Source organism: Kitasatospora sp. NPDC043949 (assembly GCF_056435365.1).
On sequence record NZ_JBWKEQ010000066.1, the window covers coordinates 26,437 to 37,756 of the forward strand.

The 11,320-nt window shown below is 74.7% G+C and carries 12 protein-coding genes; 5 read left to right on the forward strand and 7 right to left on the reverse strand.

Annotated elements, in window-relative coordinates:
- Positions 1–44 precede the first annotated feature (44 nt).
- On the forward strand, positions 45–1,091 hold the full coding sequence (locus AC07AL_RS34380) for a LacI family DNA-binding transcriptional regulator (RefSeq protein WP_063346980.1): 1,047 nt from the start codon (positions 45–47) through the stop codon (positions 1,089–1,091).
- A gap of 70 nt (positions 1,092–1,161) precedes the next feature.
- On the opposite strand, the gene AC07AL_RS34385 is transcribed toward AC07AL_RS34380, so the two are convergent.
- Entirely contained in the window at positions 1,162–1,674 is a 513-nt protein-coding gene (locus tag AC07AL_RS34385) for a GNAT family N-acetyltransferase (RefSeq protein WP_363631401.1), read from the reverse strand.
- Between the two features lie 158 nt (positions 1,675–1,832).
- Positions 1,833–2,285: a molybdopterin-dependent oxidoreductase gene (locus AC07AL_RS34390; RefSeq protein ID WP_478319309.1), complete on the reverse strand. Its 453-nt coding sequence runs from the start codon at positions 2,283–2,285 to the stop codon at positions 1,833–1,835.
- Positions 2,286–2,714: 429 nt separating this feature from the next.
- On the opposite strand from AC07AL_RS34390, the gene AC07AL_RS34395 reads away from it, so the two are divergent.
- Positions 2,715–4,292, forward strand: a complete 1,578-nt coding sequence (locus AC07AL_RS34395) for a PucR family transcriptional regulator (RefSeq protein WP_478319310.1) — start codon at positions 2,715–2,717, stop codon at positions 4,290–4,292.
- An 84-nt stretch (positions 4,293–4,376) separates the two neighbouring features.
- On the opposite strand, the gene AC07AL_RS34400 is transcribed toward AC07AL_RS34395, so the two are convergent.
- On the reverse strand, positions 4,377–4,844 hold the full coding sequence (locus AC07AL_RS34400) for a MarR family winged helix-turn-helix transcriptional regulator (RefSeq protein ID WP_063350998.1): 468 nt from the start codon (positions 4,842–4,844) through the stop codon (positions 4,377–4,379).
- Positions 4,845–4,973: 129 nt separating this feature from the next.
- Here AC07AL_RS34400 and AC07AL_RS34405 point away from each other — a divergent pair, with 129 nt between their 5' ends.
- A complete protein-coding gene (locus AC07AL_RS34405; protein WP_363631404.1) occupies positions 4,974–5,756 on the forward strand; it encodes a dioxygenase family protein in 783 nt (260 codons plus the stop codon).
- A gap of 22 nt (positions 5,757–5,778) precedes the next feature.
- Here AC07AL_RS34405 and AC07AL_RS34410 read toward each other — a convergent pair whose 3' ends face one another.
- From AC07AL_RS34410 to AC07AL_RS34420, 3 genes are all read right to left on the reverse strand, one after another.
- Positions 5,779–6,426, reverse strand: a complete 648-nt coding sequence (locus tag AC07AL_RS34410) for an NAD(P)-dependent oxidoreductase (protein WP_478319311.1) — start codon at positions 6,424–6,426, stop codon at positions 5,779–5,781.
- Positions 6,427–6,659: 233 nt separating this feature from the next.
- Positions 6,660–7,046, reverse strand: a complete 387-nt coding sequence (locus AC07AL_RS34415) for a VOC family protein (protein ID WP_363585656.1) — start codon at positions 7,044–7,046, stop codon at positions 6,660–6,662.
- 4 nt (positions 7,047–7,050) lie between these two features.
- Entirely contained in the window at positions 7,051–7,617 is a 567-nt protein-coding gene (locus AC07AL_RS34420; RefSeq protein WP_363585657.1) for a GNAT family N-acetyltransferase, read from the reverse strand.
- 260 nt (positions 7,618–7,877) lie between these two features.
- Between AC07AL_RS34420 and AC07AL_RS34425 the strand changes: the two genes are divergently transcribed.
- Positions 7,878–9,416, forward strand: a complete 1,539-nt coding sequence (locus AC07AL_RS34425) for an AMP-binding protein (RefSeq protein WP_363585658.1) — start codon at positions 7,878–7,880, stop codon at positions 9,414–9,416.
- Positions 9,417–9,443: 27 nt separating this feature from the next.
- On the opposite strand, the gene AC07AL_RS34430 is transcribed toward AC07AL_RS34425, so the two are convergent.
- The gene (locus AC07AL_RS34430; protein WP_478319312.1) at positions 9,444–10,226 is read right to left on the reverse strand and encodes a helix-turn-helix transcriptional regulator; all 783 of its coding nucleotides are present in this window, start codon (positions 10,224–10,226) and stop codon (positions 9,444–9,446) included.
- Between the two features lie 159 nt (positions 10,227–10,385).
- Between AC07AL_RS34430 and AC07AL_RS34435 the strand changes: the two genes are divergently transcribed.
- Positions 10,386–11,213: a TIGR03084 family metal-binding protein gene (locus AC07AL_RS34435; protein ID WP_478319313.1), complete on the forward strand. Its 828-nt coding sequence runs from the start codon at positions 10,386–10,388 to the stop codon at positions 11,211–11,213.
- Positions 11,214–11,320: the final 107 nt, after the last annotated feature.

Consider the following 11,320-nt stretch of genomic DNA (forward strand, 5'->3'; position numbering starts at 1 on the left):
ACGGCAGCCCGGAGCCGTCGGAGGCGCTGTGTAGGCTCGCGGGCATGGCGAGGGTGACACGGGACGATGTGGCGCGGGTGGCGGGGACGTCCACGGCGGTCGTGAGTTATGTGATCAACGACGGGCCGCGGCCGGTGGCGCCCGCGACCCGGGCGCGGGTGCTCGCGGCGGTCGAGGAGCTCGGCTACCGCCCCAACCGGGTCGCCCAGGCGATGGCACGGCGGCGGACCAACCTGCTCGGCATGGTCGTGCCGGACGCCCGCCAGCCGTTCTTCGCCGGGCTCGCGCACGCCGTCGAGCAGGCCGCCGCCGACCACGGCCGGCTCCTGCTGATCGGCAACTCCGACTACGTGGACGAGCGCGAGGCGCACTACATCCGCGCGTTCCTCGGCATGCAGGTCGACGGGCTGATCCTGGTCACCCAGGACCCGGCCACCCCCGGGCTCACCGGCTTCGACGTGGGTGACGGCACCTCGGTCGTGCTGCTGCACCACCGGGCGGAGACCGCCGACGGCGTCGCGGTGGTGGCGGACGACGAGGGCGGCGCCCGCGAGGTGGTCCGGCACCTGCTCGGGCACGGCCACGCCGAGGTGCACTGCTTCGGCGGCACCCTCGCGCTCAGCCCGCACGACCCGGTCACCGGGCGGACGGCCGGCTGGGCCGCCGCGCTGGCCGAGGCCGGGCTGGCGACCGAGGGGCGGCTGGTGCCGGCGCCGTTCGACCGCGTCCGGGCGCACGCCGAGGCGCTCGCCCTGCTGGCCCGGCCCGACCGGCCGTCCGCCGTGTTCTGCACGACCGACGACCAGGCGATCGGCCTGCTGCGGGCCGCCGACGACCTGGGCATCCGGGTGCCGGAGCAGCTCGCGGTGGCCGGTTTCGACGACATCGCCGAGGCGGTGATCGCCGGCCCGGCGCTGACCACCGTCGCGACCGCGCAGGACGAGATGGCCCGCGCCGCGGTGGACCTGGTCCTCGGCGGGGCCGAGCGGCGCTCCACCGGCGCGCGGACCTTCCCGGCCCGGCTGGTGCTGCGACGCACCTGCGGGTGCCCGGCGCCGGAGCGGGCGACCGCGGGCGCAGCCGCGATCTGACTCCGCGTCACGCGCGCTCCGGTTCGGTCGAGGCGCTGCCGGGCCGCCCACCACCGCGCGGGCGCACCGGTCAGCGGAGTTCGTCCGCGAGGAGGTCCATCAGCAGGTTGTCGTGCCAGGTGCCGTCCGGGCCGCGCTCGTACTGGCGCATGGTGCCGACGGAGCGGAAGCCGACCTTCGCGTAGCAGCGGATCGCGGCCGTGTTGTCGGCCGCCGGATCGATGATCAGCCGGTGGTAGTGGTGGTGGTCGACGAGGTGGCGGGCCAGCGTGCGGACGGCGTCGGCGCCGAGGCCGACGCCGTGGACCTCCGGGTCGAGGTAGATGTCGATGCCGGCGTGCCGGTACTCGTCGTCGTTGTTGGCGTACCACTGGATGGCGCCGACGATCTTCCCGCCCACCTCGACGGCGAGGGTCTCGGTGTCGGGCTCCTCCAGGTCGCTGGCGACGGCGTCGGCGAGGTCGTCACCGCCCCGCCAACGGGCGAACACCTCGGGCGTGCCGCGGATGGCCGCGAGCGCCGGGATGTCGTCGGTGTCGGCGGTGCGGAGGGTCACCAGGGTGCCGTGCAGAATCGTCCCCATATGGGGCATGTTGGCACGGAAACAGGCATCCGGCGAGCTGTTTTCCGGTATTCCCCGCGATCGACCGCACCCCCTCCGAGCAGCGACGATGCTCCACCGCGAAGCACTCGCCGAGAGCGGGCCCCGGGGCGGGGCCAAGGCCCGCCCGCGGCCGGGGCTCAGGCCTCCGGTTCACCCAGCGGGCCGAGCCACACGGCCGTGACCCCGCTGACGTAGCGGGCGCCGCAGTGGTCGTCGGGGACGACGAGCTGCGGGCCGGCGGCGTCCAGCGGGGCGCCGTCCATGCTGGTGGCCAGCAGGATCCGCTGGCCGCCGAAGTCGGGGTCGATCTCGGCCCAGGAGACGACGGCCCGGTGGCCGTCCGCGCCGCTGACCGACAGCAGGAAGCGCAGCCGCTGCTTGCGGCCGGAGAAGTCGATCCGGGGCCGGGCCGCGCACAGCACGTCCCAGAGCGCGGGCCCCTCGTAGTCGTGCCGCTGCTCGCCCTCGGCCAGGCAGTCGAAGCTGACGTCGACGCGGTGCGCGGGGAGGGCGCGCAGCTGGTCGACCGACAGCTCGGCGGGCCGGTCGAAGTGGCCGTGCAACCGGACGGTGGGGCTCGACGGGGTCATGGCGCTCCCTCCTCCCGGGCCGCGCCGCCGCGACCCGGGAGGGGGTTACCCGAGGGAGGGCCCGGGCATTCGCAGCTGCGGCACCGAAAGGATGATTTCAGCGGTATCTGCGATGGGTGAAGCCGCTTACCGCCAGCAGCTGCGATGGCACGGGCGGGCATGTCCGAGGAGACGGCTCGACGCGCCCCGCACCGGCGGAAGCCGATCGAAGCCGGCGGAAACCGCTGGAAGCAGCACCGCAATCGGGTGGACGACTGGTTCCGCACACCCGCCGAGGGGCCCACGCTGGATGATCCGACAAGAAGAATCACTGCCGCATGACTTGCATTTACGATGCCCAAGAGCACCTGAACCTTGCACTTGCGAGGCACAGCCGGGCGCGGCACGCAAGGGCGAGAGCGAGATGAGCGAGAGCGAGATGAGCGAGAGATGATCGTCGGCGACCTGCTGCACCTCGACGACCTGGACATCCGCCTGGCCTGGGGCACCCCGGACCTGCTCGACCGCCCGGTCACCGGGCTCAGCTCCACCGACCTCCAGGACCCGGCCCGCTACCTCCAGCCCGGCGAACTCGTCCTCACCGGCCTGGTCTGGTGGCGGCCCGCCGACGCCTCCGGCGCGCTGCGCTTCGCCACCGCCCTGCGCAGCGCGGGCGTGGCGGCGCTGCTGGCCGGCGAGGGCACCCACGGCAGCGTCCCGGACAGCCTCGCCGACGCCTGTCGCACCCACGGCATCCCGCTGCTGACGGTGCCCGCCGGAGTCAGCTTCCGCGCCGTCACCGACCGCGTCTACCTGCGGCTCTGGGGGGACCTGCGGGTCGGCGCCCAGGACACCGCGGCAATCCCGGAGACCGTCCGGCACGAGCTGCTCGACCTGCTGCACGCGGACGCCGGGGCCGGCGAGGTGCTGGCCCACGCGGTCGGCCGGCTCGGGGTCCCGGACTGCTCGATCACCACCGCCGGCGGCCGGGCCGTCACCGCCACCGTCGGACCCGCCGCCGCCACCGCCGCACCTACCACCGCCGCATCCGTCCCGCCCGCCGGGCGCGGCGACACCGGGCTGCCCGTCGGGCCCCAGGACGGCTCGCCGTTCGACGGCTGGCGGCTGCGCCCGCACCTGCGCTCGGCGGCGGCCGAACCGGTGCTCCAGTCCCTGGCCGAACTGCTCGCCCCGCTCGCCGCCCGTGCCCACGCCGACGCGAGCGCGCGGCGCCGGGCCGCCGGGCGGCTACTGGACGCGCTCGCCGGGGAGGCCGGGCTCACCGAGCCGCTCGCCGCCTGCGGGCTGGGCGGGGCCGAGTCGCTGGTGGCGGTCACCGCGCGGATCGACGGCGGCCGGGCGGGCGAGGCGGGTGCCGCGCCGGGCGACGGCCCGCCCGCCGCCTGGGCGGCGCACGCACTGGCCGAGGCACTGCACTCGCTCGGCGCGCCGTACGCCGCCGGGACCGACCGCGACGGGCGGTCCGCCGCGCTGGTCGCCGCGCCGGTCGAGCAGGTCGCCGAACGGCTGCGCCGGGCCCGGCCCGCGCTGCAGAGCCGGCTGACCGGCCGGCGCACCCTGCGGGTCGGCGTCGGCCCGGCCGCCCCGCCCGCCCCCGCCGCACTGCGGGCGGCGCTGGTGCAGGCCCGCTACGTCCTGGAGGGCTCGGCCGGCCCGGTCGGCAGCGCCGCCGAACTGGACTCGCTGGACGGACTGCTGCGCGGCATCCCGCCGGAGGTGACGGCCGCCTTCCACGTCCGGCTGCTGGCCCCGCTGGCCGCCCACGACCGGGAGAACAGCGTCTCGCTGCTGGGCACCCTGGCGGTCTTCCTGGACCACGACGGCTCGTGGGCGCGGACGGCCGAGGCGCTGTGCATCCACGTCAACACCGTGCACTACCGGATCCGCCGGATCGAGGAGCTGACCGGCCGCAGCCTGGCCAGGCTGCGGGACCGGCTCGACCTGCGGACCGCCCTGCTCTGCGCCCCGCAGCCGGCCCGGGCTCCGGCTCCGGCTCCGGCTCGGTAGATCGCCGAACGGGAGCGGCAGTTGCTGCTGCGGGGAGCGGCGCGGGGGGACTGACTGAGGGGCTCGGGGCCGGGATTCAGGGCTTCAGGGTGTGTCGTCGAGGCGCAGCCGGGCACTGACCTCGCCGAGGCTTTCGGCGAGCACGGCCAGCTGCTCGCGGGTGAGCACGTCGATCAGCAGCTCGCGGACCAGGGCGACGTGCCCGGGTGCGGCCTGCCGCAGCGACTCCCGCCCCTGGTCGGTGAGTTCGGCGATGACGCCGCGCACGTCGCTGGGACAGGAGCGGCGGGCGACCAGGCCCATCCGCTCCAGCTGGGTGACCTGGTAGGTGAGGCCGCTCTTGGAGGTGACCAGCTTGTCGGCGAGTTCGGTCATCCGCAGCGCGTGGGCCGGGGCCGCGGACAGGTGCACCAGGATCTCGTACTGCTGGTGCGAGAGGCCGGAGTCCTCCTTGAGCTGGCGCTCCAGTCGGCGGTTGAGCAGGTTGCTCGCGACGACGAAGCCCCGCCAGGCAGCCATCTCGTCCTGGTCCAGCCAGCGGGGTTCGTTCAGTGTGGACATGTGGTGAAGTCTACTCCTGTTGTTCAAATTCGAACGAAGGTGTACGGTCAGCGAGTAGAGGTTCAAATTTGAACTACTCTTCTGAGCCACCCGTTCCGTTCGAACCAGGAGGAGGACGCCATGAGCACCGCGGCCCCCGAGCGTATGCCCGCCCTGTACCTCTCGCACGGCGCGCCGCCGCTCGCCGACGACCCGGTCTGGCCCGGCGAACTGGCCGCCTGGTCCGCCGACCTGCCCCGGCCCAAGGCCGTCCTGATGGTCTCCGCCCACTGGGAGGAGGCACCGCTCGCCCTCGGCGCCGTCACCACCGTGCCGCTGGTGTACGACTTCTGGGGCTTCCCCGAGCACTACTACCAGGTCCAGTACGCCGCTCCCGGCGCACCGGCGCTCGCCGACCGCGTCCGCAAGCTGCTGCGCGCCCCCGGCACGCCCGTCCAGGACATCCCCGACCGCGGCCTCGACCACGGCGCGTACGTCCCGCTGGTGGAGATGTTCCCGGAGGCCGACATCCCCGTCCTCCAGATCTCCATGCCCACGCTCGACCCGCAGCGACTGCTGGAGATCGGCCGCCGGCTCGCCCCGCTGCGCGACGAGGGCGTGCTGATCGTCGGCAGCGGCTTCTTCACCCACAACCTGCGGGCGCTCAGCAACGACGGCCGGATCAGCTCGGTGATGGCCGAGTTCGACGACTGGGGCCGGCGCGCCCTGGACGCCCATGACCTGGACGCGCTGCTCGACTTCGAGCGCAAGGCCCCCGCCGGGCGGCTCGCCCACCCGCGCACCGAGCACTTCGCCCCGCTCTTCGTCACCCTCGGCGCCGGTGAGGCCGACCTCGGCAGCCAGCGCAGCGTCATCGACGGGTTCTGGATGGGGCTCGCCAAGCGGTCGATCCAGCTGGGCTGACCGGGCTCGCCGTAACCGAGAGTCACAGCGCGCAGCAGGTGAAGCGCTCGCCGATGTGCTCGGGCTGCTCGGCCTCGTCGACCAGGGCGACCGCGTAGTCCGGCACCGAGATCCGGCTGCGCCCGGCAGCATCCGTGAGCAGCTGCTCCAGGCCCGTCCGGTAGCGGCCGGTCCGCTCCCCCGGGCCGATCTCGGCGGCCGGGCTGAGCACCGTCCAGCGGACGTCGGAGACCGCCCGGTAGTAGTCCAGCGCCGCGCCGTGCGCGTGCATGATCTCCAGCACCGGCTCCGGCAGTCCCGGCGCGTCCCAGACCCGCACCCCTGGCGCGGTCTCCAGGCTGCCCGCGCCACCGACCGCGATCAGCCGGGGTGCGGCGTCGCCGAGCGAGCGCAGGCCCTCCACCAGCGACCGCGCGGCCGGCTCGATCAGCGCCAGGTGGCCCGGGCCGTCGCCGCCGCCGACCGCGCTCACCAGGACGTCCTGGCCGGCCGCCACCCGGGCCACCTGGGCCCGATCCAGGACGTCCGCGCGTTCGACGAAGGCCGCCTCACCCCGGTAGTGGTCCGGGTCGCGGACCACCGCGGTGACTTCGTGCCCGCGCGCGGCCGTCTCCGCGACGGCGGCGCTGCCGATGGTGCCGTTGGCGCCGATCACGGCGATCCTGGCCATGGGGTACCTGCCTGTCTCTCGGGTGGTGGGGTCGGGGAAAATCGCCGCGACGTGGCATCAGCCAGGTTCGATTATCGGACGGTTCCACTGCGACGGCCCGAGACATCGGCCTGTCGTGTGACGGGTGCACCGGGCGGGGCGAAACGAACGGCCGCCGGGTCCTCGTGGACTCGGCGGCCGTTCGTTCAGGCGGTGGCCCAGGCGGTGGCCCGAACGTTGGCTCAGGCGTTGGCTCAGGCGTTGCCGGTGGCGATGCGCTCGGCCTGGCTGCGCTCGACGCACAGCTCGTTGCCCTCGGGGTCGCCCAGGGTGACCCAGCCCTTGCCGTCCGGGGTGCGGTGGTCGCCGAGCACCGTCGCGCCCAGCGCGACCAGGCGCTCCACCTCCTCGTCCCGGCTGCGGTCCTGCGGCTGGAGGTCGAGGTGGACCCGGTTCTTCACCGACTTGCCGTCGGGCACCCGGATGAACAGCAGCGAGGCGCCGGCGGACTGCACCACCGCCTCCTCGTCACCCGGGTTGTCGTCCTCGGCCAGGGTGCCGTCCAGCGCCTGGGCCCAGAACTGCGCGAGGCCGTACGGGTCGGCGCAGTCGATCGTCACGTGTCGTACCAGAGATCCCATCCGGCTACTCTGACCTGCCGTGTTCGGTTCCGTCCAGCCTTTTCCTGGAGTGCCGGTGACCGTCCGACGGGAACTCCGGCGGCAAGGCCGTCAGCACCTCCTGGAAGGCGTAGCCGCTCTTCTCCGCGACCCGGCAGGAGGCCGGGTTGTCCACCTGGTGCAGCAGGTCGATCCGGACCAGGCCATCGTCGGCGAGCACGTCGAAGGCCCAGGCGGTGAGCGCCACCACCGCGCGCGGGGCCACCCCCCGGCCGCGGGCGGCGGCCGCCGTCCAGTAGCCCACCTCGGCCGCCTCCCCGCCCGGGGTGCCGCGCTTGAGCGCGACGTTGCCGAGCAGTTCGCCCGTGCCGGGCTCCAGCACCGCGAAGCTGTACCGGCGGCCCTCCGCCCGGCCCCGGTACTGCAACCCGAGCCAGTGCGCGGCCTCCTCGGCGTTCCCCACCGGGACGCGGGTGAAGCGGCGCAGCGTCTCGTCCCGGTACGCCGCTATCAGGGCCGGTGCGTCCGCGTCCTCGAAGGGGCGCAGCAGCAGGCCCTCGGCCCTCGGGTGCGCGGTGGCGGGGGCGGTCACCGCAGTCCCCCGGCCTCGTGGAGGGTGCCCGGGTCGTCGGTCGCTCATGGTGCTTCTCCCCGTGGGTGTGTGGCCGTTCGCTGCGATCTTCCCAGCAGGAGGCCGGCCGGCCCACCGCATCGGCCACCCGTCTGTTCGCGACGGGCTCAGCAGACGGAATCCGCCCCTTCCGCCCGACTTTCACCCTCCTTCCGCCCTTCCGCAGGTGACACCCCCGATCGGGGGTGTCCGGCGGGCGGCCGGGAGAGGACAGTGGGCGCATGCAGATTCCACTCTCCGTGATGGACTTCCTCGACCGGGCCGAGCTGGTCTACGGCGACCGGGTCGGCATCGTCGACGAGCCGGTGCAGCCGGCCGAATCCTGGGGCGAGCTGAGCTACCGCCGGGTCGCCGAACTGGCCCGGGCGCAGGCGGCCGGGCTGGACCGGCTGGGCGTCGGGCCGGGCGAGCGGGTCGCCGTCGTGTCGCACAACTCGGCCCGGCTGCTGACCTCCCTGTTCGGGGTGAGCGGGCACGGGCGGGTGCTGGTCCCGGTGAACTTCCGGCTGAAGGCCGAGGAGGTGGCGTACATCGTCGAGCAGAGCGGCGCGTCCGTCCTGCTGGTCGACCCCGAACTCGCCGACGCGCTGGACGGGGTGGCGGCCAAGCACAAGTTCGTGCTCGGCGCGGACAGCGACGCGCTGCTGCACGACTTCGACAACTCCCCCCGGCGGTACGAAATCGCCGAGAACGACACCGCCACGATCAACTACACCAGCGGAACCACCGCCCGCCCCAAGGGCGTTCAGCTCACCCACCGCAACATCTGGCTGAACGCGGTACTGATGGGCCTGCACTACGGCGTCGGCGACCGGGACGTCTACCTGCACACCCTGCCGATGTTCCACGCCAACGGCTGGGGCCTGCCGTTCGCCCTCACCGGGCTCGGCGCCCGGCACATCGTGCTGCGCAAGGTGGACGGCGCGGAGATCCTGCGCCGGGTCGAGCGGCACGGGGTGACCTTCCTCAGCGGCGCGCCCGCCGTGGTCCAGATGGTGCTGGACGCGGCCGCCGAGTGGGACGGCCCGGTGCCGGGCCGGGACCGGGTGCGGATCGTGGTGGCCGGCGCGCCGCCGCCGACCTCGGTGGTGCAGCAGGTCGAGTCCGAGCTGGGCTGGGAGTTCATGCAGCTCTACGGCCTGACCGAGACCTCCCCGGCGGTCACGGTCAACCGCTCGCGCGCCGAGTGGGACGCCCTGCCCGCCGCCGAACGGGCCGAGAAGCTGGTGCAGGCGGGCGCCCCGGCGCTCGGCACCCGGCTGCGGGTCGACGCCTCCGGCGAGGTCCTGGTGCGCTCCAACACCGTGCTGGACGGCTACTGGCAGCAGCCCGCGGCCACCGCCGACGCCCTGCGGGACGGCTGGTTCCACACCGGCGACGGCGGCGTCCTCGGCCAGGACGGCCAACTGACCATCTCGGACCGGAAGAAGGACGTCATCATCAGCGGCGGGGAGAACGTCTCCTCGATCGAGGTGGAGGACTGCCTGTACGGCCACCCGGCGGTCGCCGAGGCCGCGGTGATCGGAGTGCCGCACGAGAAGTGGGGCGAGACCGTCAAGGCGCTGGTGGTCCTCCGAGAGGGCCAGGAGGCCGTCACCGAGGCCGAGTTGATCGCGCACTGCAAGCAGCGGCTGGCCGGCTACAAGTCGCCCACCTCGGTGGAGTTCCGGGCGGCCCTGCCGCGGACCGCCACCGGGAAGCTACAGAAGTTCCGGCTGCGCGAGCCGTACTGGACGGGGCGGGATCGGCAGGTCGGCTGAGGCCCGCCACCGGCCGACCGGGCGCGCTCACCGGCCGACCAGGCCGGACTCGCGCGCCGCCAGGGCGAGTTCGGTGCGGTTGCGAACACCGAGCTTGTGCATCGCGGACTTCAGGTAGCCCGTCACGGTGTTGCAGGTGAGGCCCAGCCGGGCGGCGATCTCCGGGTTGGTCCGGCCGGTCGCCGCCCAGCGCAGCACCTCGTGCTCGCGCGGGGTCAACGGCCGTACGGGGGCGGCCCGTCGGGGCGGCGCGGAGCGCCAGGCGGCCGCCCCGGCCAGGGCCCGGGTCGCGGTCGCGGCCAGTTCGCCGACGGCGGCGATCCGCACGTCCCCGAACGGGACGACGGCGCGCAGCGACGCGTACACCATGCCGTACACGGTGTCGCCGTGCAGCAGCGGCACGGTGAGCATCGCGTACAGGTCCTCGGCGCTGACGGCGGCGTCGTGGTCGTGCGAGATCGTGGTGGCGGCACGGTAGTCGGGCACCCAACTGGGCGCCCGCTCGGCCAGTGCCCGCCCGCCCAGGCCGGTGCCGGTCGGGACGGCCCGGTCGTGCAGCAGGTCGGCCCGGGTGCCGGCCCAGTGGCGCAGCACCATGCCCGCGTCGCTCCCCCGGGGCCCGGACGGCGGCTGCGGCACGCCGACCAGTCCGACGTCGGCCCCGCACTCGGCCACCACCCGCCGCGCGAGGTCGCCGAGCACGGCGTCCCGCACCAACTCGGCGGCGCGGGCGGCGAGCCCGGGATCGTCCGGGTGCGCCGGGGTGGTGAGGGTGTCCGCGGCCCCGGGGCCCGTCTTCGCCCTTGTCATCGCGAGATTGTCACACGCGGCACGGCCGCTGGCGAGAGTGCTGACGTGGGTGTTCCCCGCGTCTTCGACGGAGTGGCGGGCGCGGCGGCCGGGCCGGGCGTAGGGTGCGGCCGTGGCTTACCGGCGGGTAACGCGCCGGACCCGGAAGGAGGGAACCCGATGACGGACCCGAACACCCCGACGACGCCCGCGGCGGACGTCCTGACCGCGCTGCTGGACGACCTGCGGGCCGAGAGCGCGGCGCTGGACGCCCTGGTGGCCGGGCTGGACCCGGCCGGCTGGGCGCGCCCGACGCCCGCCGAGGGCTGGACGATCGCGCACCAGATCGCCCACCTCGCCTGGACCGACGACTGGACGGCGCTGGCCGCGCGCGACGCGGACGGCTTCGCCGCCGCGCGCGACGAGCGCTTCGGCACGCTGCCGGCCGTCGGCGCCGACCCGGTGGACGAGGGCGCGGCGAGCGGTGCGGCCGCCGCGCCCGCGGACCTGCTCGCCCGCTGGCGCGCCGGCCGGGAGGAGGTGTCGGCCGCACTGGCCGCCACCCCGACCGGCACCCGGCTGCCGTGGTTCGGCCCGCCGATGAAGCCCGCCTCGATGGCCACCGCCCGGCTGATGGAGACCTGGGCGCATGGCCAGGACGTCGCCGACGCGCTCGGCGCCGCCCGCGAGCCCACCGCCCGGCTGCGGCACATCGCCCACCTGGGGCTGCGCACCCTCGGCTTCGCGTTCACCCTGCACGGGCTGCCCGCCCCCGACTCGCCCGTCCGGCTCGAACTGACCGCGCCCGACGGCGGCCTGTGGACCTTCGGGCCGGACGGCGCCACGGACCGGGTGACGGGCCCGGCCCTGGACTTCTGCCTCCTGGTGACCCAGCGCCGCCACCGCGACGACCTCGCCCTCACCGCCATCGGCCCCACCGCGACCGCCTGGCTCCCCATCGCCCAGGTCTTCGCCGGCGCCCCGGGCAAGGGGCGGACGCCCTCCTGAGCTGACCGGGTCGCCATTACTGACATTGGCGCTTCAGGGTGATGGCGGCGGGAGGTCGAGGGAGAGGCCGGTCCCGGCGAGGAATCCGTCGAGGATGTCGGGGCGGT